The 26263-nt window shown below is 40.5% G+C and carries 20 protein-coding genes; 7 read left to right on the top strand and 13 right to left on the bottom strand.

Translation table 11 applies throughout. From position 1 onward, the window contains the following. The first annotated feature begins 367 nt into the window (after positions 1 to 367). A complete protein-coding gene (gene rne, locus HGO23_RS08305; protein ID WP_209028536.1) occupies positions 368 to 3484 on the top strand; it encodes a ribonuclease E in 3117 nt (1038 codons plus the stop codon). Positions 3485 to 3642: 158 nt separating this feature from the next. Here rne and HGO23_RS08300 read toward each other — a convergent pair whose 3' ends face one another. Then, positions 3643 to 5265 carry a Tn3 family transposase gene (locus HGO23_RS08300; protein ID WP_209028535.1) on the bottom strand — a complete coding sequence of 541 codons (1623 nt, stop codon included), beginning with the start codon at positions 5263 to 5265 and terminating at the stop codon, positions 3643 to 3645. Then, positions 5225 to 6781 carry a DUF4158 domain-containing protein gene (locus HGO23_RS08295; RefSeq protein ID WP_209028534.1) on the bottom strand — a complete coding sequence of 519 codons (1557 nt, stop codon included), beginning with the start codon at positions 6779 to 6781 and terminating at the stop codon, positions 5225 to 5227. The genes HGO23_RS08300 and HGO23_RS08295 overlap by 41 nt, the downstream gene beginning before the upstream one ends. Positions 6782 to 6956: 175 nt before the next feature. On the opposite strand from HGO23_RS08295, the gene HGO23_RS08290 reads away from it, so the two are divergent. After that, positions 6957 to 7544 carry a recombinase family protein gene (locus HGO23_RS08290; protein WP_209028533.1) on the top strand — a complete coding sequence of 196 codons (588 nt, stop codon included), beginning with the start codon at positions 6957 to 6959 and terminating at the stop codon, positions 7542 to 7544. Between the two features lie 218 nt (positions 7545 to 7762). Continuing rightward, positions 7763 to 8407, top strand: a complete 645-nt coding sequence (locus HGO23_RS08285) for an SDR family oxidoreductase (RefSeq protein ID WP_209028532.1) — start codon at positions 7763 to 7765, stop codon at positions 8405 to 8407. Between the two features lie 34 nt (positions 8408 to 8441). Here HGO23_RS08285 and tmaR read toward each other — a convergent pair whose 3' ends face one another. After that, a complete protein-coding gene (tmaR, locus tag HGO23_RS08280) occupies positions 8442 to 8762 on the bottom strand; it encodes a PTS system regulator TmaR (protein WP_038260346.1) in 321 nt (106 codons plus the stop codon). 259 nt (positions 8763 to 9021) lie between these two features. On the opposite strand from tmaR, the gene sbcB reads away from it, so the two are divergent. After that, positions 9022 to 10449, top strand: coding sequence for an exodeoxyribonuclease I (gene sbcB, locus HGO23_RS08275; RefSeq protein WP_209028531.1), 1428 nt, complete (start codon positions 9022 to 9024; stop codon positions 10447 to 10449). Positions 10450 to 10514: 65 nt separating this feature from the next. On the opposite strand, the gene dld is transcribed toward sbcB, so the two are convergent. From dld to yieE, 9 genes are all read right to left on the bottom strand, one after another. After that, positions 10515 to 12272, bottom strand: a complete 1758-nt coding sequence (gene dld / locus HGO23_RS08270; protein ID WP_209028530.1) for a D-lactate dehydrogenase — start codon at positions 12270 to 12272, stop codon at positions 10515 to 10517. 181 nt (positions 12273 to 12453) lie between these two features. Beyond that, entirely contained in the window at positions 12454 to 13836 is a 1383-nt protein-coding gene (locus tag HGO23_RS08265; protein ID WP_209028529.1) for an APC family permease, read from the bottom strand. Further along, on the bottom strand, positions 13826 to 14038 hold the full coding sequence (locus HGO23_RS08260; protein ID WP_209028528.1) for a hypothetical protein: 213 nt from the start codon (positions 14036 to 14038) through the stop codon (positions 13826 to 13828). Before HGO23_RS08260 ends, HGO23_RS08265 begins: the two co-directional genes overlap by 11 nt. 460 nt (positions 14039 to 14498) lie before the next feature. Further along, a complete protein-coding gene (locus tag HGO23_RS08255) occupies positions 14499 to 16502 on the bottom strand; it encodes a ligand-gated channel protein (RefSeq protein ID WP_209028527.1) in 2004 nt (667 codons plus the stop codon). Between the two features lie 146 nt (positions 16503 to 16648). After that, the gene (locus tag HGO23_RS08250) at positions 16649 to 17437 is read right to left on the bottom strand and encodes an ABC transporter ATP-binding protein (protein ID WP_209028526.1); all 789 of its coding nucleotides are present in this window, start codon (positions 17435 to 17437) and stop codon (positions 16649 to 16651) included. Next, complete coding sequence (locus tag HGO23_RS08245) at positions 17434 to 18516, bottom strand: FecCD family ABC transporter permease (protein WP_099134792.1); 1083 nt, start codon at positions 18514 to 18516, stop codon at positions 17434 to 17436. Before HGO23_RS08245 ends, HGO23_RS08250 begins: the two co-directional genes overlap by 4 nt. 19 nt (positions 18517 to 18535) lie before the next feature. Beyond that, positions 18536 to 19669: an ABC transporter substrate-binding protein gene (locus HGO23_RS08240; RefSeq protein ID WP_280529534.1), complete on the bottom strand. Its 1134-nt coding sequence runs from the start codon at positions 19667 to 19669 to the stop codon at positions 18536 to 18538. Positions 19670 to 19898: 229 nt separating this feature from the next. Then, complete coding sequence (locus HGO23_RS08235) at positions 19899 to 21386, bottom strand: amino acid permease (protein WP_099134794.1); 1488 nt, start codon at positions 21384 to 21386, stop codon at positions 19899 to 19901. 158 nt (positions 21387 to 21544) lie between these two features. Beyond that, positions 21545 to 22408: a DNA-binding transcriptional regulator YeiE gene (gene yieE / locus HGO23_RS08230; RefSeq protein WP_099134795.1), complete on the bottom strand. Its 864-nt coding sequence runs from the start codon at positions 22406 to 22408 to the stop codon at positions 21545 to 21547. Positions 22409 to 22599: 191 nt separating this feature from the next. Between yieE and HGO23_RS08225 the strand changes: the two genes are divergently transcribed. Both HGO23_RS08225 and nfo read left to right on the top strand, forming a co-directional pair. Then, complete coding sequence (locus HGO23_RS08225) at positions 22600 to 23682, top strand: YeiH family protein (protein WP_209028524.1); 1083 nt, start codon at positions 22600 to 22602, stop codon at positions 23680 to 23682. Between the two features lie 125 nt (positions 23683 to 23807). Beyond that, a complete protein-coding gene (gene nfo, locus HGO23_RS08220) occupies positions 23808 to 24650 on the top strand; it encodes a deoxyribonuclease IV (protein ID WP_209028523.1) in 843 nt (280 codons plus the stop codon). Here nfo and fruK read toward each other — a convergent pair whose 3' ends face one another. Continuing rightward, a complete protein-coding gene (gene fruK / locus HGO23_RS08215; protein ID WP_099134798.1) occupies positions 24651 to 25589 on the bottom strand; it encodes a 1-phosphofructokinase in 939 nt (312 codons plus the stop codon). Positions 25590 to 25831: 242 nt separating this feature from the next. Between fruK and HGO23_RS08210 the strand changes: the two genes are divergently transcribed. Then, entirely contained in the window at positions 25832 to 26251 is a 420-nt protein-coding gene (locus HGO23_RS08210) for a nucleotide triphosphate diphosphatase NUDT15 (RefSeq protein ID WP_099134799.1), read from the top strand. Positions 26252 to 26263 lie beyond the last annotated feature (12 nt).

Here is a 26263-nt window from a genome sequence, read left to right as displayed (position 1 = left end):
TTTCCGGCCACAGTTTACTAAACTATGAATGGCAGATTGAAATTGTTTGTTATCTGTTTGTTTGAACAAAAACGCAGCAATGGCGTAAGACGTAATGTTTAATCAAACAATTTATGGGCTGTGGGTTGCAACTTACTGGACTGGGTAGAACCTGTACTATTTATTACAGTATCCCCCAATAAAGAGCGCTGCGTTTCTTCCAATGAAAGAAATGAAATTCAGGCTCGCCGACAATTAGGCACCTCTATACAAACGATAGCCGTGAGGCTGGCGGTTTTGTAAAAGACACGAGGTCATCGGTTACCAGTAGTGCTTCTCTTTTTACTCGCAGCTCTATACTAATGTAAAAAATAATGAGTAAGTTAGAATGAAAAGAATGTTAATCAACGCAACCCAACAGGAAGAGTTGCGTGTCGCCCTTGTTGATGGGCAACGTCTATATGATCTGGATATTGAAAGTCCTGGGCACGAGCAAAAAAAGGCAAATATCTACAAAGGTAAAATTACACGGATTGAGCCTAGCCTTGAGGCCGCTTTTGTTGATTATGGTGCAGAACGACATGGCTTCCTACCTATAAAAGAAATTGCTCGTGAATATTTTCCAAGTAATTATCATGCCCACGGCCGCCCCAACATTAAGGACATACTTAAAGAAGGCCAGGAAGTTATCGTTCAGGTCGATAAAGAAGAACGAGGCAATAAAGGTGCAGCCTTAACAACCTTTATCAGTCTGGCTGGCAGCTATCTGGTTCTGATGCCAAATAATCCAAGAGCAGGCGGTATTTCCCGTCGTATCGAAGGTGATGACCGCATCGAATTAAAAGAAGCACTCTCTTCTCTTGAAGTCCCTGAAGGTATGGGGCTTATCGTCCGTACAGCCGGTGTCGGCAAATCCGCAGAATCCTTACAAGGAGATCTGAACTTCCGCCTGAAACACTGGGAAGCGATTAAGAAAGCTGCAAACAATCATCCAGCGCCTTTTTTGATTCACCAAGAAAGTAACGTTATCGTACGAGCTTTCCGTGATTACCTGCGTCCGGATATTGGGGAAATCTTGATCGATAACCCTAAAATCCTCGATTTGGCACGTCAGCATATCACAGCTCTCGGCCGCCCTGATTTTGCCAGCAAAATCAAACTGTATAGTGGTGAAGTCCCCCTATTCAGCCATTACCAGATAGAGTCCCAGATCGAATCCGCTTTCCAACGTGAAGTGAGACTACCCTCCGGTGGTTCAGTCGTCATTGATACCACTGAAGCGTTGACCGCAATTGATATCAACTCATCCCGCGCAACCCGTGGGGGAGATATTGAAGAAACCGCTTTTAATACGAATCTGGAAGCCGCAGATGAGATTGCCCGTCAATTACGCCTGCGAGATCTCGGTGGCCTTATCGTTATCGATTTCATTGATATGACACCAGTACGCCATCAGCGCGAGGTTGAAAATCGCCTGCGTGATGCAGTTCGCCAAGATCGTGCCCGTATTCAAATAGGCCGTATTTCCCGCTTTGGCTTGCTAGAGATGTCACGTCAGCGCTTAAGCCCATCACTGGGTGAATCCAGTCATCATGTCTGCCCAAGATGTAGCGGTACAGGAACCATTCGCGATAATGAATCACTTTCCCTGTCCATTCTTCGTCTGATAGAAGAAGAGGCCCTGAAAGAAAATACTCATCAGGTTCATGCTATTGTTCCTGTTCAGATCGCTTCCTACCTGTTGAATGAGAAACGTAAAGCTGTCAGTGCGATTGAACATCGTCAGGGTGGTGTCGGAGTGGTTATCGTTCCAAACGACCAAATGCAGACCCCACACTTCTCTGTTTTACGTGTTCGTAAAGGTGAGGAAATTTCTGCCCTGAGTTATCAGCTTCCACAACTTCATGAAACGGAAATGGCAAATGTTCAGGAAGATGCACAGCATGAACGCAAACGTCCTGAACAACCTGCTATTTCAACTTTCGATTTGCCTACAGAAACTCCTGTACCTGTAACGGCAAAAATAAAAGAGAAAAAAACAGCAGCGAACAATCAGCAAAAAGCAGACAAACCCGGTTTGTTCAGCCGCCTCTTAAAAGCCCTGAAAAAAACATTCAGTGGCGAGGAAGAGAAACAACCACGGGAAAAGAGCAAAAAATCTTCCGGTAACGATAATCGCCGTTCATCAGATCGCCATAATTCACGCCGCCAAAACCAACGTCGTGAGCGCAGCGAGAACGAAACTCGTAATAATCGTGAGCGTGATGAACAACGTAAAGGACGTAATGTTCAGCCTAAAAATAATGTGCAGGATGATACTGTAATAGATAACGAGGCTCGTGAAACTCAGCAGCAACAGCGCCGTGAACAGCGTGCAGAGCGTCAACGCCGCCGTCAGGAAGAAAAACGCCAGCAACAGTTGGAAATCAAAGCGCAACAAGTAAGCAAAACTGAAGTTCCAGAGGAAGAAATCGAAGAACGTCAACCTGTTATGCCGAGACGCCAACGTCGTCAGCTTGAGCAGAAAATCCGTATTACAGATAGCGTGAAAGAAAAAGCTGTTATTGCTACCTTACCAGCAGTCACATCTGAATCTGCTCCAGTAATCGTAGAAGAAGAGAAAAAAGTTTCTGTACCAGCTGTTATCAATACAGAAATGGAAGTAACGACTCCGCCTTCTGCTTCAGACGAATCCATTGCGCAAAATACAAGTGTGCAAACCTCATCTGTACAAAGTTCTCTGCAAGGTAATGAGCAACAAGATAACATCATGCCACGTCGTTCCCGACGTTCACCACGCCATTTGCGTGTCAGCGGGCAACGTCGTCGTCGTTATCGTGATGAACGTAATCTGACACAATCACCTGTACCTCTTGCAATGGCGGTAGTTTCACCTGAATTGGCATCAGGTAAAGTTTGGGTTCGTTACCCTGTCACACCTGTAGTAACAATTTCTGAAATAGAGATTTCAACTGAAATTTTTGCTATTGAAGAAATAGCATCAGAGCAATCCGTTGATATCACACAAATTCCTGCGATTACAAAAATTGCTGAACCAATCTCAATCTTTGCTGTTACTGAAGCAACAGAGGCAGAGAAAACCACAATCAATTACGAAGATGTTAAAACTGAGTCAGTGATCCATTCTCCTGTGACATCAGCTACAGAGCCTGCCTCTGAACTGACTGCAACGCCAACACAGGAACCTGTAGGATCAGCTATCAGCAATGATATTGCATATCAGGTTGAAACTGTGCATAACACGGTATTACATAAATCTGAGGAAGAAGCACGTCACATGGCAGAACCGATCATCGTGGCAAAAAATCATCACGCTTATTCCCCAATGACTAAAGCTCCGGCACCGGATATGGCGGCGCAACCAGTCATTATTACTGAATGGCAACGCCCTGCTTATCCATTTAAAGGAAAAGGAAGTGCAGGCGGGCATTCTGCAACGAGCGTCGCAACATCAGTAATGTCAAAGCCACAGTCATTCGAATAATCGAATAACATAATCGCCTATAAAATCAAATGGCTCCTTTTTTAGGAGCCATTTCTTATCACCTACGCTACAAAGCCGTCTGTTTCATTTCCTTTGAGCTCCGATTCCAATAAGGGGTTTTCCGACCATAGCCCCCATTTGTTCCCTCGCTCCCCTTGCTACGACAGGTTTTCAAGGTAAATATCGTTTTCTGCACTCATCAATAGTAATTCAATAACTTTTTGAATATTAATGTTTTTGTCTTTGTTGCAAAATTCATATTTTCCTAAGAAGCTTAAATGCCGCCAAGCAACGGGGGACATTTGAGCTATCGCTTTCGCTTTTTGTTGATCTTTCTTTAAAAAATACTCATAGAGTCGACATAGCAACTGTGCATTGTAAAAAATAACTATTGTTGCAATAAGGCGAATGGATTCTGCATTGATACCCAAGTCTATTTCATCTTTTCCATTTAACACTTTACCGCCACTAATCTTTGCTATTGCTGATGTTAATTGATGGTAAGATTCACCACGACAAAGGCTGGACTGCACAATTTCACGTATTTCTTTCGAATCTATGTAGTCTAATATATAATCACTCATGATGATCCGATCAAATTCTATCAGTGCTTTCAATGTAGGATTCTTTTTATAAACCGATAACTTACGAACAACTTGGCTTTGTGTTGTTTGTTTTAATGCTAAGGAGGCTAAGATCCTTAAAACATTATCCCATTCATTAATAATCAACCCAATATCTGCTTTATCACTCGGTTTTATCACATATCTAGCATATTTTTTGGGTTCCTGAAATCCCACTAAGTTATTATTAGCTTTATTGTTTAGCTGTTTAAATCTCGGCATAAAACGGTATCCAAATAAATGGAGTAATGCAAAGTTCACCCGATTAATGCTGTGCATATCACCGGAAATGGAAGCTATTTCAACGTCGGACTGATTACTTTCAATGATATCTAAAAGATAATGTGATTCATGTTCATTAGCTCCAATCACTTTAAGACAGAGAGGCAGATGATTTGCATTAAGCGAATATAAAACGACTCCTTTCAATAATCCGAAATACTTTTTTGAATACCGAGATTTTATTGTACTGTATTTTGTACCGAATTTTTGTCCATCAACACTGGCATGAACTCCATAGTCTGCAAGATTATATTCACTGAAAATAGGGAGTTTTTTCATTTCATTAATAATCAGATCACTTGCGTGGCTGAGTGTTTGCTTTCGGATAAAATTGTTCTGCATATTTTCGAAATTGTTAGCTTCAACATCGCTGATTTCTTGCATTTTAGCCGGTTCTATACCTGTAGCACTTGCAACTATGACCGCATGAAGCGCCTCTTGGTTTGGTTCTGTTTTTGCGTGACGAGGCTGAATATGAGTAAAAGATTTGATATAACGTGTTTCTTCGGCAACAAAACGCATAAGATCACCAATGCTTGATACGGGTAACTTCTTAAACAAGCGGTTATGTACATCAATATCTGTCTTAATATAAGGGATATTCCACTTAATTAATTCTCCATTCTTTTTGTATTTGGCTTTAAAGCCAGTATTTTCACCTTTAAGGATACGGGTATTAACGACATGGTATTTATTTTCTAAGGATATTTCTAATATCTCCAATAAATTAGAGATATCGTGTTTTAACAATGGCATATTTAACTGTGAAAGAATTTTTTCTTTATCTCTTTTCCATACCTCAGCATTAATTAACTCGTCTTCCAGTGACCTAAAATTAAAGAATTTTTTCTTTATCTCTTTTCCATACCTCAGCATTAATTAACTCGTCTTCCAGTGACCTAAAATTATTGCTATCTCGAATAAATACAGTACCATTTTCAATGCCTTTCATCAGGTAAAAATACAGCATAAATTCGTAACGGCCTGAATCAATCGATTTGATTTGTTTACCATCTATTGATTTTATTTTATAAAATAGGTGATTACGTTGTGCTTTTGGAAAAAAATCAAAAGGAATATCATCCATAGAAATAGAGTGGAAATTAACACCACCTTCAAGGAGATAACGTTTAAAAAATGTCACCGCACTTCGTAATTCAATATTTGTACAGGTGAATTCTAATACTTTGAATATTGGTCGAAGATTTCTTTTGATAACAAGAGATTGCTGTCCATACCATTCCCAGCGATAGAAATCACGGTTTAAATTTGGCTTATGGAAATCTTTCAGAAATTTTTTGTAATTTGATTGAGGAATAACCTCAAACGCTCTTTCCCTGATTTGGTGGTCGGGAATGGATTTGTTGATATTGATTGCTAATATTTTACTTGCCTGTGCTCTACGTTCTTTATCTTCAGCTTCAACAGTTTCAACTTTCGAGCGCTGATATTGCTCGGCATCATCTTTGTATTTGTTTATTTTGTAGGAAAAACTGTTCATCAAATAATCATTAAAAATGAGTAAACGGCGATGAATATAACAAAGGAGATATAATCTCGCCTGATTACGGCTTTTAAATCGCTTTAATTTTTGAATAGTATAAAATTCAGCCAAATTAGCGTAATAAATCACATTTTGTTCAGAGGTATTAAGGCGAGAAATGAGCTTTTTTGATTCATAAAAAAGAGGATAGATCATTTGTTGCTTTTTAACTGTATTGATTATCTCCGTTGTGGTGAAATCTTTCTGATCCTTTTTTATCAGCGTTAATTTATAAAATAAATCATCCATATTCAAAAGGTTATCTAATTGGCTTCGAATCGTCGGTTCTATTTTGGCATAAAACTTATTATTTAATCTCTGTTGTTCTTGGCGAAGTGCGCGAGAAACAATGTTCTGCATTGTTGAGTAAGCTGGACGTAATAGATTGTTATTTAAACAGTAATCTAATAGTTCTTGAAGGATAAATTTAGGTAAAGCGTGGCGTTTGACTAGTGATTTGGCTTTTTTCTCTAATTGACTAATAATCACGTTATTTATGTCAATTACGCCATATTTGTTTATCACAAAACGTCGATTATTATAGTGGTATTTTCTCGCTATTTGCTTTTTAGGGAAAGTTTCATCAGGAAAATAACGTTTTAAGATAAAAAGGACATCAGACTTTCGTTTTTGGAAACTAAATTGAAAAAAGTAATTGGTCGCTTTGTAGTATCCTAATTGAAGTATATAATTAATTTTCTGAGATATATTTTTTATTGAGTCAAGGTATTTTATGTCTTCAGCGTCTAACTCAAACAAGAATTCTCTTTCTTCGTCATTAATATCAGGGAGTTCATAAAGGGAGTGAATTTCTTCATTGGTAAGAATGGATAAACGCGAAGACGTCATCTTAGCCCCCCTTTCTTTCTGTGGAAATTAGCCTAAAGTCTATCGGAAAACAGTTGTTTTTCGACAGCCTCTACAATCAAGCGGAAATACATCAATAATTTGGTAAAAAAGTATACGAAAAACCCTGTCGGTATGCTATACCATACGAAAATTATAAGTTATAGGTTTTCCGTACATGCTTATCGGTTATATGAGAGTCTCTTCCTCTTCTGATCGCCAAACTACCGACCTTCAACGTGATGCTCTGTTGGCTGCTGGCGTTGACCCTCGACATTTATTTGGGGACCGAGCCTCCGGGGCAAAAGATGATCGTCCAGGATTAGTCGAAGCCATCAATTTTGTTCAGCCCGGCGATATCTTGATTGTCTGGAAACTAGACCGACTTGGCCGTTCTTTGCCTCATTTACTGAGCATTATAAATCAGCTACGAAGTAAAAATATTCAGTTCCGGTCGCTTACTGAAGGGATGGACACAACAACCCCATCAGGTGAATTATTGTTTCATGTGTTTGGTGCATTAGCGCAATATGAACGTTCGTTGACGAAAGAACGAGTGATTGCAGGTTTAGCAGCAGCAAATCGACGAGGAAAACGAGGGGGAAGACCTCTGGCGATTACAGGTGAAAAGTTGGATGCAATTCTTACTGCATTGGAAGGAGGCATGTCTAAAGCTGCCATTTGCCGTAATTTTGGTGTAAAAAGAACAACCCTCATTGACACATTGAATCGTATAGGTCAAGACAGAAAGAATAAACAGGAATGATGCCAAAGGTAGCCAAACGGATTACATGAATTTTTTTAAAAAATAAAAAAACCTATATTCAACAGGTTATCACGTTTTATCAAGTGCTATTCAAAATCGATTTTTCCGTTGAAAGCCAGACGTAGCAAGGGCTAAGAGGGAGCAAGGGAACAAATCGGGGCTATGGTCAGAAAACCCCAATAAACTCAGATAGTTATTATTTAAAGCGGTGAATTATTATGGATAAAATTTCGTCTACTAGACCTTGGTTGATTTTTGGCGCGGGCAAAGGGATCGGACACTATCTGACCGATATCGCACTGAAACAAAATCGCCCGATTACGGCATTAATCCGTAATGAGCAACAAGCTATTGAACTAAGCTCAATAGGTGTGAATGTGATACAAGGTGATGCCTGTGACAGCCGAAGTATAGAAAAAGCAATTGAACATGCCGGAGAAAATCCCATTGTTTTTTCAACCATCGGAGGAGGTGACTCAGATCACTACGGCAATATTGCTATCATAGATGCTTTGGAAAAGGCTCAAATTTCACGCATGCTCTTGGTTACATCCATAGGATGTGGTGATAGTTGGCACACCTTATCACCACGTGCCAAATCATTATTCGGTCAATCAGTCAGACTCAAATCACTGGCAGAAAGTTATCTGCAAACCAGTACATTAGACTTTACAATTGTTCGTCCCGGTGGTCTGACTAATCAAGCAGGTACAGGGCATTGCCAACGTTATCAGGGAGAAATTCACGGTATAGTGAGTCGTAAGGATGTCGCTTTGCAATTGGCACATATGGCTGAGGAAAAAGAGGCTTATTACCAGATTTACGCTTTGGTCGATCCTGAACTAAAACCTCACTGGAGTTGATAAAGTAACCACGCCTTTCGGCGTGGTCAATATCTTATTTCACTCCGCCATCCATTGCCTTAAGCTTTTTGGATAATTCGCGGCGTTCTTTAGACAACTCAGCATTTTTGATAATATATTCGTCAACTCGCTCTTCATAATCGCTACGCATATGGGCGATAATTCCTTGAATATCTTCAACTGACATTCCCGGTTTAATGTAATCACTCAAATTATCCAGTAACAGTACACGTTTTTGGTTGTCTCGGATCTTTTTCTCATTGTCTACGATTTCTCGTTGTAATTTATTTTTGCGACGAAAGATACGCACAAACTCTAATACATTATGGAATGTCGGCTTATTCGCGTTGTCCATTTTTTACACCTTTCTTTAATTAGACCGATAATTTTTATGCTGACTACACAATACAATTTCAGGCAACACATAGACAAGCCAGTTTCGATAATTTATTGACGTAATAGGCCTATGGGTTACCATATCTTTAATCTAGCCACATGACAAACTAACTTACCACGGGTAAGACAACTCAAATTATATGAGCATGACTGATAGACAAGAATAATACATTGAAATCTAATTAATTAAACCAACAACCAATGGATGCAGAATTGCCTTGAATAACGATAAAACCCCCACTTTCTACTTTCATGACTATGAGACCTTCGGTAAACATCCTGCCTTAGATCGTCCTGCACAGTTTGCGGGAGTTCGTACTGACAGTGATTTTAATATCATTGAAGAGCCGTTAGTGGTGTACTGTGCCCCTGCTGATGATTACCTCCCTGATCCTGAAGCTATCATGATTACGGGAATTACTCCCCAATTAGCACTGAAGAAAGGGGTTAATGAAGCAGAATTTGCACGCCTGATCCATACTGCATTCAGTAAACCCAATACCTGTATTCTCGGATATAACAATATCCGTTTTGACGATGAAGTCAGCCGTAATATCTTTTATCGCAATTTCTACGATCCTTATGCTTATAGTTGGCAAAAAGGTAATTCTCGTTGGGACTTGCTTGATGTGTTACGTGCCTGCTATGCCCTGCGCCCAGAAGGGATCATCTGGCCAGAAAATGATGATGGTCTACCCAGCTTTAAACTGGAACATCTGACAAAAGCCAATGGCGTTGAACATACTCAAGCCCATGACGCCATGTCAGATGTTTACGCCACTATTGCTATGGCGAAGCTGATTAAACAAGCACAACCTAAGCTGTTCGATTATTTTTTCCAGTTAAGAAATAAACAAAAAATCAGCAATCAAATTGATATTCCACAAATGAAACCGCTGGTACATGTATCAGGCATGTTTGGCACTTTACGTAGTAATATTAGCCTGATTGCACCTTTGGCCTGGCATCCAACAAACCGTAATGCCGTTATCATGTGTGATTTGGCAGGTGATATCACACCTTTGCTGGAGCTTAATGCGGATGAATTACGTGAACGCCTGTATACCCGACGAGATGAATTACAATCAGAGCAAACGCCTGTTCCCATCAAACTGGTGCATATCAATAAATGCCCGATTATTGCGCCTGAAAATACATTGCGCTCCCAAGATGCAGAACGGGTTGGATTAGATCGCAACCAATGTGCACAAAATCTGGCTATCTTACATAGCAATCCACAAATCAGGGAAAAAGTGGTCGAATTGTTTTCTCATCCAGAGGAATTTCCAGAATCCGATAATGTTGATGCTAAGATATATAGTGGCTTTTTCAGTGACGCTGATAAAACTGCGATGGAAATTATTCGTGGAACCATTCCTCAAAATCTGCCTGCGTTGGATTTAACGTTTCAAGATACACGCATTAAAGCACTTCTGTTCCGTTACCGCGCCAGAAACTATTCGGCAACTTTGGATTATGATGAACAGCAGCGTTGGTTGCAGCATCGCCGGGAGATACTGACACAAGAAAATATCACCCAATATTTTGCAACTATTGAACAACTTTTTATTGAACACCAATCTGATGAAGAGAAATGCCGTCAATTAAAGGCATTGATAGATTATGCAGTTCAGCTAGCTGAATAAATTTCAGTCAAGACAGAAAAAGACAGAACTCAGGTTTTGTCTTTTTCAATCTTTGTTCAATTACTCTAGTCATGCTGATGATCAGAACATTTATCAAAACATTGACCTCCGCACTCTCCTCCCCAATTTTTCAACTTAGATGTTTTACCAATCCCTGGATTCAAACTATTAGTCGGATCATTCTTTTGATAAAACTGCTTAAGCTGGGGCTTAGCCTTATACAAATGACCTACGTTATGCTCAGCAGGATATTCTGCTCCTCTCTGATCTAAAATTTCCAGCATCTTCTCTTTCAATGCATTAATATTTTTACCTTTTTTGACAATGTAATCCTGATGAAATACATGACACATAAAGTGACCATAATATAAACGATGTACCAGTGCGTCATTGATTTCTGGCGGCAGATGTTCAAACCACTCACGATCGTTACGCCTGAGGGCAATATCCAACGGCAAAATATCTTCTACTTCGTTGCTATGCACTGCCTGATACCGAATAGCTGCTCCTGCTGCTACAAAGCGATGTAAAAAAGCCTTAGCACCTTCTTTTGGGGTACAGACGAAATATTCACCCTCTGCCTGTTTGAAATAGCTCTCTAACCATTCATTCGCTTCTTTTATACCTTCACCAGACATTTTTAATAACAAATGATGTTCAAAACGATTCCTATACGCTTTCAGCCGCGTGGGTAAATGTGAAGGCAACAAACGGCTTAGTCCCTGCATTACCCGATCTATTAAATGTGCTGGCAAAAAAGGAATTTTGCCGAAAATGGCATCCACTCGCCCTTTTAAGCTGAAGAACTTTGGCATTTTATCTGTGCCAAGTTTATCAATCATAACGAAGGTATCTTTGCCATAAACTTCAGCGATATCAAAAATATCCCTATGCATATACTCACCAGCAACCGGCAAGTGTTGAAAACTCGATAAGATATGTCGGCGTAATTCTGTCAGCACTTCCGGTTGATTAGTACCGATATAGAATACTTGTGTAGAAGGTTCTGCCGGGAAGGTATCTAAACGAACGGCGAAAACAATCAATTTACCTGCGCAGCCTGAGGCTTCAAACAACCTGCGTTCATCAGCATTAAAACGTGATGGAGTGTCCGCATCAATATCACGAACACGCTGGGTATATTCATGATCAGAAGCTACTCTTTTATTTTGCTGAATATCTTCAATACGGTAACGTTGTTCTTCTAAACAGGTCAGGATTTCTTCTGGCGAGTTCCCCAATTCTATACCTAATTGATTGATAAGCTTGGCTTCGTCTTTTTCATTCACACGTCCATATAAAGCCATTTCTGTATAAGCAGGCCCGCGCTGAACTAAGGAACCACCAGAATTATTACAAACGCCACCAATAACCGATGCACCAATACAGGAAGAGCCAATTACTGAATGCGGTTCACGGCCAAGCGGGTTTAATACTTTTTCCAGATTCCACAATGTGCTACCAGGGAATGCAATGATCTGATTGACAGATTTGAGAACCTGTATCTTATCCATTCTCAGTGTACTGATAATGATAATATCGCGATCATAGTCATTACCATTGGGTGTAGAACCTTCCGTTAACCCCGTATTAGCAGCCTGCATTAAAATAATTTTGCCCGCTTCTATACATGCCTTGAAAACTTTCCATTGCTCCAACAATGAGCCGGGAAAAATAACAGCAAGGGCGTTTCCTTGCCCAGAACGAAAGCCTTTGCAATAGCGTTCTGTTTTTTGAGGTTCAGTGAGAATATGAGAGGAGCCCACAATATGAGTAAGAATTGCAATGAGTTGCTGATTTTGAGGAGTATTAACTTCATTCATAATGATTTTCTTACCTTAATGTAGAATCAAACGGAAATACCTTTAATGAAATTATTAAGGACAAAGTTTAATCATATTATATGACGTATATTGATTATTTTTTAATTAAAATTAATTTGTTATTGATAAAAAAAACAGCACTCAAAGGTGCTGTTTTATAAAAATAATATAGCAATGAATTTTATACATATTCACTGAATTGTGGCATAGGTTGCCGGAAGCTGCGAGTCAGGAAGAACATATAAATCAGACCGATCCCTGCCCAAATCAGGCCCAACTCCATAGAGCTTGCTTCCAGATTTGTCCACAATACCCCTACTGTTGCTGCACCACATAATGGCAACAAAAGGAAGTTGATAGTGTCTTTCAAAGTATTGTTACGACGCTCACGAACGTAAAATTGCGAAATTACTGCTAAGTTTACGAAAGTAAATGCAACCAATGCCCCGAAGTTAATCAACGCAGTTGCCGCCACCAAATTCAAAAATCCACTTGATAAGGCAACTATCCCAACCAAGATAACGTTGATTGAAGGTGTGCGCCACTTCGGATGAATATAGGCAAATATTTTCTCTGGCAATACACCATCGCGCCCCATAACATAAAGTAAACGAGCCACACCCGCATGTGCCGCCATACCAGAAGCCATTACAGTGACACAAGAGAATACCAGGATAATGGCCTGGAACAGTGCACCAGCAACATACAGTATAATTTCTGGCTGAGATTCATTCGGGTTTTTAAACCGAGAAACATCCGGGAAATAGAGCTGTAAGAAATAGGAGACAGCAATAAAGATAACACCACCGATCAACGCAGTGAGGAAGATCGCTTTCGGGATCACTTTGCCTGCATTAGGTGTTTCTTCAGACAGAGAAGTGATGCCATCAAAACCAAGAAATGAGAAGCAAAGTATCGTTGCCCCGGTAATCATTGGAATCAATTTCGCTTCTTCTGATGTAAATGGTCGGGCACTAAATAGTGTTCCTGCACCTTCACCGCTATGTATGCCGTGTATTAATAAGCCGACAAACACAACCATAACGGCAATCTGAACAACGACAATAAGACCGTTGAGATTTGCAACAACATTAATACCACTCAGGTTGAAAACGGTCATTAACACCGACAGACCAACCACGAAGACCCAAGGATCAATACCAGGAAAAATAGCCTGAAGATAAATTTTTGCCAGCAGGATGTTGATCATCGGCATAAGCAGATAATCTAGCAAAGATGACCAACCTACCATAAACCCAAGATGGGGATTCATTGATTTTTGTACGTAAGTGTAGGCAGAACCTGCTGACGGGAATCTTTTTACCAGTTTCCCGTAACTCAAAGCTGTAAATAAAATTGCAATCAGCGCGATAGCATAAGATGTCGCGACATGCCCATCCGTCAATTTGGAAACAATACCAAAAGTATCAAAGATAGTCATCGGCTGCATATAGGCAAGCCCCATCATGACTACTTGAAATAAAGTCAGTGTTCTTCTCAGTTGAACCCGATTGTTGGTACTTGCCTGAACAGTAGCGAGAGTGGCTGTAGTATTATGCGACATGAGCGAAACCTCCCATAACTTCGATCTGGGTATCACTACAACTACTTAATCGATAGTTACTGGGTAGACTTCGCATCTGTCTATAAACAGAAAAGAAAGAAGAGTTGGAAGATAGCGAACTGACAGAGGGCCGTGCCCCATAATCATCATTGCAGCAGCGAGCGCCAATTGGCACAAGTGCAAAAGCGAATAATTGCTCCATATTTGCGTTCCTCAATACAGCAGCTCTTTTCATTAGTAGCTGCTTATGGTCAGTATCGATCCGGAGAATATCCGGCCTCTTGGTGTTGTAAAAAATAACTCAATGCAAAAAAAATAACTGATGCATAATTACACACCAGTTATTTTTAGTGGACGCATTTTGCACTTCAAGTCCAGAAATAGCAAGGGCTATCACACTAAAAATTCATTATTTTTTACAATACAAAAGAGTACGCAGGAATCTCTTCTTACTGAAGGAGTTCAGAAACTCAATGCCATCATATCCTTTGATTGGCGATTAATAATTTTTTAGCACAGAAGTAAATTATTTGCTATTTAATTATGACAAGCATGATATCAAAAAAATCTGCTCTTAGTCATAATTACGATAAAGAACAGATTTAATATTACATTTAATCGTTAATAATAATGACTTTAATTAATAAAAACCGAAATATTAATTAAAAGTCATAATTAATGCCGATATTGTAACGGCGACCGTCAAGAGTCGCACCGTGCATTTCATCCGTCACACGTTTATCAAAGACGTTATAAACACCACTTAGTACTCTCAAATTTTTCGTTAGACTATAAGTCATACCCAGATCAACAAAGGAATAAGAAGGTGTGCCACTTCTTATTGATGAACGGTACTGGAAATTCTTTGTTTTCCCACGGAAATTAATACGAGCCCATGTTTCCATTTCTGGCAATGTTTGCCAGTTTAGGGTTGCATTAGCCATATGTGTTGGCATCTTATTCAATGGTTGGCCCTTAAACTTACCCGTTTTCTGCTTAGAATAGGAGTAAGTATAGTTTGCTGCCAATGATAGATTTTCTATGATATCCCAATTTATGGTCGTCTCTATACCACGAATGTTGGCTTTACCAACGTTCATTCTTCCATTAACAAAATCATAATCACCCTTGCCAATTGACTCACAAGATACAAGTGATTTGTCTTTTTTGCTACAAATGTTAAATTCAGTGATTTTATCTTTAAAGTTTGTATTAAAGATTGTGACACCTACATTAAAGTTTTCTTGGTTGTTCCAGATCACGCTAATTTCTTCATTAACGCTTTTTTCTGGTTTCAGTTTTGGATCACTCTCGATCACGCCATTGCTACGTCCCCCTCCCGTCACTTGCAACCAATTAGGCGCAACATGTCGCAAATTAGGTGAGCGATATCCTGTAGTGACACCACCTTTAATTGTCCATTGCTCATCAGCACGCCAGACTCCATATAAGCGAGGGGTTATATGGGCACCAAAAAGTTGATCTTTATCTAGACGAATACCTCCCGTCAGAGCGAAGTCATTGATGATTTGCCATTCATCCTCAGCAAACAACGCCCAACTCCAGCGAGTTAGCTTATTTGTATTTGTACTTTTTTCAGACGTCGATTTATTTCCATTATCGCGCAGGTCTTCATAACGATATTGCCCTCCTACGCTTACTGTATGATCATCTAAGGTAAATGTGGTTTGATTATTAAAAATAGTATCTGCGAATTTCATCTCACGTTCAGGGTTCTTCGATTCATCCCGCTGAATATAAGATGTCATTGTACCAAAGTTATAAACACCATTATGTGTTATCGAGTAATTATTGCGTGCATAACGGCTGGTATTATCTTCACAAGATCTTATCGTACATACTCGGCTCTTACCAATTGTTGCATCACGATCTTGCTCATAACGCCCGACTTCAAAATCAAAACTATTTTGCTCATCCGGTGTTAAAGAGAAAGTTGCCGCACCATTACGCATTTCTTGTTTTCTATAACCATCAATAAATTTGTCTTCATTACGGTGAGAAAACAGGCCAGTAACCTTTAATCCCAGTAAACCATCAATTAACGGTCCTGCAACATAAGCGCTGGTTTGGTAGCTATTACCTGATTTTGTACGTTCAGTCAGGGTAGTATCTGCATGTAGGCTGCCATTCCACTCTTTATGAACCTTCCGAGTAATAATATTGATAACCCCGCCCATTGCATCGGAGCCATAAAGGGAAGACATTGGCCCACGTACAACTTCAACACGTTCAATTGATGCCAACGGTGGTAGCCATCCCTGTTCAATACCTGACCCATCACTGTTTGGACGAGTGCTGCGGGTGTCAACACGCCTACCATCAATCAGAATCATTGTATATTGTGACGACATACCACGAATACTGATATCACTGCTACCACCACCACCCGTAACTACTACTCCCGGAACATCTTTCAATGCATCCGTCACGTCACGGTAAGCTTTAGTTTCCAACTGTTTACGACTAACCACTGAAATAGAGGCTGGCGCATCTTCAATTTTTTGCTGAAAACCCGCAGCAGTGGTAACAATAATTTTATCTTCGCCATTATTAGCCGCATTAGCAGTCAAAACAGCGCTGGCTGAAACAGATGAAACAGTAACAATAATGCCCAAGACGATTTTTTTCTTTGCAAAAACAACCATTCCCGATTCTCCAAGTTGTAGAATAAAACTATTTAATTTGGATAATCGACATAAACTCAACGTGCAGGGATAAGAATTTATCCCCACCAGTGTTATTTTTTATTTACTCTTCAATTTAAATAAAACAACTTATTCTTTTTATTATTCTAACCAGCCAAATCCATTACGAGGCCATCAATTAATACTTGAGGTATTCCCTGAGAACAACGTTCTATCCGGCCTTTAACACCATATACTTGAGCCAGACTGTCCGGTGTTATTACCTGTTCAGGTGAACCTTCAGAAATTAATTCACCTTTTTTCAACATTAATATATGGTCACCATGACGCAGAGCAATATTAATATCGTGCACAACAACGACTGTAATAATATTACGGCGACGTGTTTCACGTGCGACTAAATCCATAACGTGATACTGGTAATTTAAATCCAGCGCACTTAATGGTTCATCTAATAATAATAGTGTCGGCTTTCTTATCAATGATTGAGCTAAACCAACCAGTTGTTTTTGTCCACCGGATAATTGATCCAAATAATTTAAAGCCAAATGCTCAATTCCAAGTTGACGTAGCAATTCCATGACTTCTTGTTCACACTGATCACTGCTGACACCACCTGATGCCCGTTGAGCAACAATCACAGATTCCAGCACATGCAGATGGACCCCCGCAGGCAATGATTGAGGCAAATAAACTACGTTCTGGGCACGTTGGGAAAAATCCATCTGCATTAAATCCTGCCCATCCAGCAGCAGAGCACCATTGGCTTTATTTAAACCCGCCAGTGAACGCAATAACGTTGATTTTCCGCTACCATTAGGCCCGAGTAATACCGTAATTTTCCCACGCGGTAGTGGGTTTACATCCAAATTTTCAATAACAGGATGCTTTGGGTAACCCGCCGTGAAGCGACTGATTTTCAATCCCTGATTCATACACTCCCCCTATGGCGTAACACGATGCTCAAGAAGAAAGGAACACCAACCAAAGACGTCACAATTCCCACGGGTATGATGACACCTGGGATCAAATTCTTGGACGCAATAGACGCCATTGATAGTACCAGTGCACCAATCAGAGCACTCGCTGGCAAATAGAAGCGGTGATCTTCACCAAACATCAGTTTGGCAATATGGGGAGCAATCAGGCCAATAAACGCAATCGGCCCGACAAACGCCACCGCCAGTGCGGTCAGAATACTAATACGCAATAAAGTTCCCAACCGGAGACGGCGGATATTAATACCAAAACTAATTGCCCGATCTTCCCCTAGACGCAAAGCGGTCAGTTTCCAGGAATTCATCATAGAAACAGGCATAAGCATCAGGAATACCAGCAGCAAAATACCCAGTTTGCCCCATGTTGCCTTTGAAAGACTGCCCATTGTCCAGAAAACCAGCCCCTGCAAGGTATCTTCCGTCGCAATAAACTGCATCATAGAAACCAGCGCATCGAAGGTAAATACCATTGCAATACCAAATAGCACCACGCCAGAAGTGGCAACTTTTGTCCAACGTGTAATACCATCAAGCATCAAAGCAGCCAACAGAGCAAAAATAAAAGCATTTGCAGAGATAAGCCACTGATCAGGTATTCCCGGAATACCAATACCCAATACGATTGCCAATGCCGCACCAAAAGAAGCGGCATTGGAAACGCCCAATGTAAATGGGCTGGCCAACGGATTATTCAGAATGGTCTGCATTTCAGCTCCCGCCAGCCCCAGAGACAAGCCAACCACTACCGCCATCAAGGCATAAGGTAATCGGATATCCCAGACAATTACCCGGGTTCCTGCATCCATACTCTCCGGCGAAATCAGTGTCTGCCAGAGAGCAGATAAAGATAACCCTGATGGCCCCATTGTAAAGTCCAATACTAAAGAGATGCAGATAACCAAAACTATCAACAAAATCCATGCAATACGTCGATGCAGAATGTGACGATAGTGTGCTTTGATATCATACTCACCTTGTTGTTTCACCATTGGCATAGGCTCGGTAGTGACGCTCATTTTTATTACCTGTTACTGCTTATTTCTCACTGACCCAATATGTGCCTGCTGGTTCAATAGCTAAGAATTTAGAATGAAGTTCTTTTAATGTTTGATGTGGATCTAAATCAGCAAATTTTTCAGGATAGAACCACTTAGCAAAAACTTGGGTAACTACAACGTTATAAGGCGAATTATAGTAATGGTGCCAGATAGCATGGGTACGACCTTCTTTCACTGCGGTCAGGTTATTAATGCCTCTGCGTTCAGTGATGGATTTCAAACCAGCGCGGGCAATATCTACGGAAGTTTGAGCGCCCATCTGGATACCTTCGCCCTTCTCACCGGGATCTTGCGCACCACTGGCGATGTAAATATAAGGATCAACAGCAATCACTTTTTCCAGATTCATTGTACCCAGCGGAGTTGGCAGAACATCTTTAGCGATATTTTTACCGCCAGCCAGATCAATAAAGTTCCCCATGTTGCCATTGCCTGCCGTACCACAGCAATCTTCGATAGAACCTGCTTTCAGATCAATAAATACAGAAGGTTTTTGCTCTGCTGGTATACGGTCAGTAATATCAGTTACCAGTTTCTGATTTTTTTCATAAAAATCAGCGTAAGCATTCGCTTGTTCCTCGCGGTGCAGCACCTTACCTAACATACGAATACTCGGTAGTGTGTTTTTCAGTGGATTGTTGCGAAAATCAACAAAAACAACAGGAGTACCTGCTTTTTCTAATTGTTTAACCAATTCACTGTTTTTGCCTGGGCCATGACCAGACAAACCGAAGATAGCCACATCAGGATTCAACGTCAGCACTTTTTCAGAACTGACACTATCAGCACTGGTGTTACCTATCAGAGGAATATTGTCAATTTCAGGGAATTTGGCTTTATAGATAGAGTAAGTTTGTGGGTCAAGTTTACGGAAATCCCCCTGCCAACCCGCGATACGAGCCAGAGGTTTATCTCCTTCTAATAATGCGATTGCGTGGAATAAACGACCTTCACCCAACAAGATACGATTGACTTTTTCAGGCACTTCTACAGTACGTCCAGCAACATCCGTGACTGTTTCAGCCCAAGATGCAAAACTTGTCATCATCGCAGAGCTTGCCAATAGACTGATACTCACGCCTTTCACGATTGTTTGAAATCCAAACTTCACTTTAGTTAGCCTCTTCATGCAATAATTTTGCTGTTAACAATAAAGCAAATAAGAATAATTATCAATTCAATTGAATCGATATAACCGAAATTTAATTGTTATAATTTTGCTTTAATTCTATAAAAAATAAAAACTGCAAATTCCATCACAGAACAGGCAGTTTTTTATAAAATACAAATAATAATATATTAATAAAAAAGCATCATTCTATCGATTTTCCATTAACAATTTATTCATAATTTGTATTCTTTAATGATGGAAATTCCATCTCGCTGTATTTGACAAAACGCGTTTTCTTTTTCAGCTTGTAACTAAACCAAATAATTAAGAATAATGGCATACCGATATAAGTCGCCGTAACACCATACCAGTCTATAGTATCTTGCAGGAATGCCTGATAGTTCTGGCCCAATGTGATCAACAGACACAGGATAAATGCAAAAATCGGCCCGATAGGGAAAAAACCGGAGCGATATGGCAGTTCATTGAGATCTCGCCCTTGAGCAATATAACCCTTACGGAAACGATAGTGACTAATCGCAATACCAAGCCATGCAATAAAACCTGTCATACCCGAGGTATTCAACAACCACAAATATACCGTCTGGTTGCCAAACATTGAGCTGAGAAAACATAATCCCGCCACCACGGTTGTAGCATAAAGCGCGTTACGTGGAACACCGCCTTTTGACAGATGACCAAAAACCTTAGGTGCCTTACCTTCTCGTGCTAATGTGAACAACATGCGGGTAGAAGCGTACATTCCCGAGTTTCCCGCAGATAGTACAGCGGTTAAGATTACTGCGTTCATCACGGCTGCTGCTGATAATAACCCCGCATTTTCAAATACCAATGTGAATGGGCTGACACTAATGTCCTTCACACCATTACGTAACAAACTCGGATCTGTATAAGGAATAATTAAGCTGATAATTAAAATGGCAAACACATAAAATAATAAGATACGCCAGAATACTTTACGTACAGCACGGGGAATGTTTTTCGCGGGATCTTTTGATTCCCCTGCTGTGATACCAATAAGTTCAGTCCCCTGAAACGAGAAACCAACAATCATTGCCACCCCAATCATGGCCGCAAATCCACCAGCAAACGGTGCATCACCAATAGCCCAGTTATGCCAGCCAGCTCCTTCGGCGCCTTTCATGATACCGACAATCATCAGAATGCCGACAACAATGAAAACAATAACTGTAGAAACTTTGATTAGGGAGAACCAATATTCCGATTCTCCGAACCCTTTAACTGAAATAAAGTTCAACAGGAAAATCAAGCTAAGGAATAAAGCACTCCATATCCAGCCCGGTGCATCCGGGAACCAATATCCCATCACCAATTGAGCGGCAACAAGGTCAACTGCTATCGTAACAGCCCAGTTGTACCAATAGTTCCACCCTAATGCGAAACCAAAGCCTTCATCAACATAATTGGAACCATAGGTAGAAAACGACCCTGATACCGGCATGTAAGCAGCCAATTCACCCAAGCTGGTCATCAGAAAATAGACCATCAGGCCGATCAGTGCATATGAAAGCAAGGCTCCACCTGGGCCAGCTTTCGAAATGGTCGCTCCAGAAGCAACAAACAATCCTGTGCCAATTGATCCACCAATGGCAATCATCGCCATATGTCGTGCTTTTAATTCACGGCGCAAGGTTTTTGGAGCCTGATCCCGTGGCGTGCTTTGTTCTTGAGACATTCTATTCCTATATCATCGAGAATAATTTTTAGTGCAGGATTGTAACAAATCTTCGTCTCCAGAATAGCGGCGATTGGCGGTTATAAGATACCTTCATGATCAGCCGCCAATTATAAGCTACACGATTATATGTCATTCCATATGGCATTAAATTGATGCTAATGACAGTAGCTCAATAATTTTTGTAATGCATTAGACATGTGTTTCTGTCGGTGATAAATCAGATAAAGCGTACGATAAAGTTGTAGCCCCGGTATCATTAATTCAATCAATGTGCCATTCTGTACCTGTTCCCGAATAACCCGACGCGACAAACAGCTAATTCCCATTCCATACTGAACGGCATGTTTGATGGCTTCCGAATTGCCTAATTCCATTGCAATATTGAACCGAGGCATCTGTGAGAACAAAAGATGGTCGAGAACTTCCCTTGTTCCTGAACCTTTCTCTCTTAATATCCAGGGGGCCTTAATCAGATCTTCCACCGTCAAATTAGCGTTCGCCAGTGGGCTTCCTGGTGAAGCGAAAATAATCAGTTCATCTTTCATCCACGGTTGACTAATTAATTCAGGATTGTGACACAATCCTTCAATCAAGCCCAAATCGACCCGGAATTCCACAACCGACTTTATAACATCTTCAGTGTTGCTGATATTCAACTCCAATGGTGTATCAGGATAATCCCGACGGTATTTCGCCAGCATTTCAGGCAACATATAGTTACCAATCGTGCTACTGGCTGCCAGTCGCAGTGCTCCCAAATCCAATTTGAAAAGCTGCTCCACCTCACCAGCCTGTTCAAGCAGTGCCAATGCTTTAGGGTAGAGCAAACGACCATGTTCATTAGTAACCAGTCGTTTTCCTACTCTGTCAAAAAGCTGTACACCCAACTGCCCTTCAAGATCTGTTAATGAAGCACTTACCGCAGATTGTGATAACGCTAATTGTTGAGAAGCCTGTGTCGTTGAACCACTTTTCAGAACTTCTGCAAAAATCTCCAGCTGTCTCAGAGTGATACGCATATGGCCTCGCGGGAAGCAAAAAATAAAATGATAAGATAATCTTGATTTTAGACACTATTACGCAACTTAACAAAAGTCGCCTTTAATTAATCCAATTTAATGGTTAAATATATAAAAATAATAAATTTTAATAATTAAATTATTTGCTATATGCTTAGTTCTAAAATACATAAGTAATACGAGTGGCAATAATGTCTGAAAGTAAAATTGATGCAACTGGCACAGCTCTCCGTCACCTTGCACTACATTTCATTCCCGGATTTGTATTAACTGTAATACTGACAACAATTGCCACTTATCTGAGCCAGATCCCATGGTTTACCAATCTGGGACTCAGTGTTTTGACCATCGCAATTCTACTGGGGATTATTGTCGGAAATACGCTATATCCTTCATTAAAATCAACTTGTGGCAAAGGGATCCATTTCGCCAAACACTATCTGTTGAGAGCAGGTATTATTCTTTATGGCTTTCGATTAACATTCCAGCAAATCACCGATGTTGGAGTAACAGGCATATTGATTGATGTTATTATGCTATCCTCCACTTTTTTTATTGCGTTATGGCTTGGGCACGTTTTTTTCAGAATGGATAGTCAGACAGTCATGCTGATTGGCGCAGGAAGCAGCATTTGTGGTGCCGCTGCGGTTATGGCTACTGAAACTGTCGTCAAGGCCTCTTCCGACAACGTCGCCGTTGCCATTTCTACAGTTGTGATATTCGGCACACTTGCCATCTTTATTTATCCCTGGTTTTATCAAATTAACATCCAACATCAGTGGTTCTCTTTTTCTCAAACAGAATTTGGCATGTTTTCCGGCTCTACCATTCATGAAGTTGCCCAAGTCGTTGCTGTTGGTCATACACAAGGAAATGATGCTGAAAATACGGCCGTTATCAGCAAAATGATCCGCGTCATGATGCTGGCTCCCTTTTTGTTACTGCTTTCTGGTTATATTAGTCGTACAGAGGCTAAAAACTGTGCCAACGATCATGGAAAAGCGTCAATTACCATCCCATGGTTTGCGGTATTTTTTATCGTTACAGCAGGTTTCAACTCTCTCCAGTTATTACCTGCATCCATTGTCAGCTATATCATTATTGTTGATACTATCATGCTAACAATGGCTATGGTTGCTTTAGGATTAACAACCCATGTCAGTGCAATTCGTCAAGCTGGCACTAAACCTATTTTGTTAGCCTTTCTTTTGTTTATCTGGTTGATGGTTGGAGGACTAATCATCAATAAAAGCATTCATCATTTATTTGGTTAACATTATTTGCCCAAACGTTCAGCTTTACATTTCAGGTGCTGCGTTACTGTTTGGGCTCATGCCTTACAGAATTTCATTAACAACAAGAACAATGCATAATTAATGAAACAAAACAGGAGAAAAATATGAAATTTGTTGGAGCCCATGTGAGCGCTGCTGGTGGTGTTGATCAAGCTGTAATTCGAGCTCATGAATTAAAAGCAACTGCTTTTGCACTGTTCACAAAAAATCAACGCCAATGGAATGCCCCTCCTTTATCAACAGAAGTGATTGATAAATTTAAAGCTAATTGTGAGCACTACGGCTACGGCAGCCGACAAATTCTTCCTCATGACAGTTATCTAATTAATCTGGGACACCCTGAAGCAGAAGGGCTGGAAAAATCCCGCGCTGCATTTCTTGATGAAATGAAGCGTTGTGAACTGTTAGGTATTGATTTACTTAATTTTCACCCCGGCAGTCATCTTAATAAAATTGATATTGATAAGTGCCTTGCCCGCATTGCTGAATCTATCAATATTGTGTTAGACAAAACACAAGGTGTGACGGCTGTGATTGAAAATACTGCCGGGCAAGGAACCAATCTTGGTTTTAAATTTGAGCAGTTAGCTGCCATTATTGAGGGTGTCGAAGATAAAAGCCGGGTCGGTGTTTGCATTGATACCTGCCACGCTTTTGCAGCAGGTTATGATTTGCGTACAGAGAAAGATTGTAATTCCACATTTAAAGCATTCGATGAAATTGTGGGATTCAAATATCTGCGAGCTATGCACCTTAATGATGCCAAAAGCGAATTCTCCAGCCGTGTTGACCGCCATCACAGCCTTGGTGAAGGTAACATTGGTAAAACACCTTTCAGCTATATTATGAAAGATAACCGTTTCAATGACATTCCGATGGTACTTGAAACGATCAATCCAGATATTTGGGATCAAGAAATTGCCTGGTTAAAATCACAGCAAATTTGATTACCTGACAGAAGTCAGCTGGATCCTTGACATCATTGATGCCAATTCAGTTCGGCTTCTGATCCCTACATTCGGCTGGCTAACCGTCAGTGCAGAGACAGCAGTCGCCAAACGCAATGTATGTTCACTGGATTCACGCATCAATAAACCATAAACCAACCCACCAACCATAGAATCTCCTGCACCAACCGTACTGATCACTTCACAATATGGTGGTTTTGCCAGCCATGCACCAGAAGCATTAACCCATAATGCTCCCTGCTCTCCTAATGAAATAACAACATGCGCAATCCCTTTATGACGCAATGCATGAGCCGCATCAATTATGCTATCTAAATCAGGCAGAGGTTTACCCGCCCAAATTTCTAATTCATGACGATTGGGTTTTACCAACCAGGGAGTTGCCTTAAGCCCAGCCACAAATGCTTCCCGGCTGCTGTCAAAGATAATACAAGGGCAACATTGCTGTAATCGTTTCATCCAGTCCGTAAAAGACTCTGGAGAAACACCTTCCGGCAAGCTGCCACTAACCACAACCATATCAAACTGCCCCAGCCATGAAAGAGAATCATCAATGAATTGATTCCACTCCTCTTCTGTTACATGGAAACCAGAAAAATTAAAATCCGTTACATCACCATATTTTTCTGTCAGTTTCACATTGATACGTGTTCTGCCAGAAACTAAGTGGAAACGGTTGTTCATTTGGTTTTCATTGAAAAAATGTTGAAAACCTTCCTGATTTTCTTTTCCCAGAAAACCGCTGACTGTGACATCAATACCTAAATCGCGCAGTACCTTCGCAACGTTATTCCCTTTACCGGCAGCATGCAGCCCTGCTGTCTTGACGCGATTAACGGTTCCCTTAACAATATCTGGACACAGGCCAACTAAATCATAAGCTGGATTTAAAGTTATTGTGGCAACTCGACGGCTCATCTTGCCTAGTTTCTCCTGAATAAATAATCATAAGTCATATTAAAATTCCTCTATTATTTATAACATCAAAATTGAATCGTTTCAGTTAAAATTGCTATTAGATGGATCATTGTGTTATCTCGATCCAAGAGTAAAAATACGCCCGACAGAAAATTTTTTGGCAAATGACGAAGAAAACCACCACAACTAATTTGAAATTTCTCTTCCACAACGTGGATAGTTCACAAACAAAGGAATAACGCATGTCAGTTGTTGTAGGAGTTGGTGTCATCATCATTAATAATAAAGGGGAAGTTTTACTGGGAAAACGGATAGGAAAACACGCCCCATTCTGGTCAATATTCGGTGGCCATGTTGATCCTGGTGAAACTTTTGAAGAGTGTGCTATTCGGGAAATTCAAGAAGAAATCGGGCTAACAATTCAAAATCCTCAGGTTTATGGGATTTGCAATAATATCCAGACCTATCATGATGAAGGAAAACATACGGTTTCTGTCTGTTTACTGGCTCATCATTCCGGTGGAGAGCCTCATTTAATAGAGCCGGAAAAATGTGACCAATTAATTTGGTGCGACCCCAATAATCTTCCTGAACCCCATTTCGAAGCCAGTCGTACCGCCATTAAACTGTGGCAAGCGAAAAAATTCTATTTATCTGTTTAATAAATTGATTCT

The organism is Xenorhabdus budapestensis (assembly GCF_017743015.1).
GTDB classification, from domain to species: domain Bacteria; phylum Pseudomonadota; class Gammaproteobacteria; order Enterobacterales; family Enterobacteriaceae; genus Xenorhabdus; species Xenorhabdus budapestensis.
The sequence above is the reverse complement of the archived record's forward strand: the minus strand, read 5'-3'. Positions and strand labels throughout refer to the sequence as shown.

Bases quoted from the DNA above. Each gene is read 5' to 3' on its own strand.
- rne (WP_209028536.1), top strand. From the start codon at position 368: ATGAAAAGAATGTTAATCAACGCAACCCAACAGGAAGAGTTGCGTGTC.
- HGO23_RS08300 (WP_209028535.1), bottom strand. From the start codon at position 5,265: ATGCTGAGGTATGGAAAAGAGATAAAGAAAAAATTCTTTAATTTTAGG.
- HGO23_RS08295 (WP_209028534.1), bottom strand. From the start codon at position 6,781: ATGACGTCTTCGCGTTTATCCATTCTTACCAATGAAGAAATTCACTCC.
- HGO23_RS08290 (WP_209028533.1), top strand. From the start codon at position 6,957: ATGCTTATCGGTTATATGAGAGTCTCTTCCTCTTCTGATCGCCAAACT.
- HGO23_RS08285 (WP_209028532.1), top strand. From the start codon at position 7,763: ATGGATAAAATTTCGTCTACTAGACCTTGGTTGATTTTTGGCGCGGGC.
- tmaR (WP_038260346.1), bottom strand. From the start codon at position 8,762: ATGGACAACGCGAATAAGCCGACATTCCATAATGTATTAGAGTTTGTG.
- dld (WP_209028530.1), bottom strand. From the start codon at position 12,272: ATGAATGAAGTTAATACTCCTCAAAATCAGCAACTCATTGCAATTCTT.
- HGO23_RS08265 (WP_209028529.1), bottom strand. From the start codon at position 13,836: ATGTCGCATAATACTACAGCCACTCTCGCTACTGTTCAGGCAAGTACC.
- HGO23_RS08260 (WP_209028528.1), bottom strand. From the start codon at position 14,038: ATGGAGCAATTATTCGCTTTTGCACTTGTGCCAATTGGCGCTCGCTGC.
- HGO23_RS08255 (WP_209028527.1), bottom strand. From the start codon at position 16,502: ATGGTTGTTTTTGCAAAGAAAAAAATCGTCTTGGGCATTATTGTTACT.
- HGO23_RS08250 (WP_209028526.1), bottom strand. From the start codon at position 17,437: ATGAATCAGGGATTGAAAATCAGTCGCTTCACGGCGGGTTACCCAAAG.
- HGO23_RS08245 (WP_099134792.1), bottom strand. From the start codon at position 18,516: ATGAGCGTCACTACCGAGCCTATGCCAATGGTGAAACAACAAGGTGAG.
- HGO23_RS08235 (WP_099134794.1), bottom strand. From the start codon at position 21,386: ATGTCTCAAGAACAAAGCACGCCACGGGATCAGGCTCCAAAAACCTTG.
- yieE (WP_099134795.1), bottom strand. From the start codon at position 22,408: ATGCGTATCACTCTGAGACAGCTGGAGATTTTTGCAGAAGTTCTGAAA.
- HGO23_RS08225 (WP_209028524.1), top strand. From the start codon at position 22,600: ATGTCTGAAAGTAAAATTGATGCAACTGGCACAGCTCTCCGTCACCTT.
- nfo (WP_209028523.1), top strand. From the start codon at position 23,808: ATGAAATTTGTTGGAGCCCATGTGAGCGCTGCTGGTGGTGTTGATCAA.
- fruK (WP_099134798.1), bottom strand. From the start codon at position 25,589: ATGAGCCGTCGAGTTGCCACAATAACTTTAAATCCAGCTTATGATTTA.
- HGO23_RS08210 (WP_099134799.1), top strand. From the start codon at position 25,832: ATGTCAGTTGTTGTAGGAGTTGGTGTCATCATCATTAATAATAAAGGG.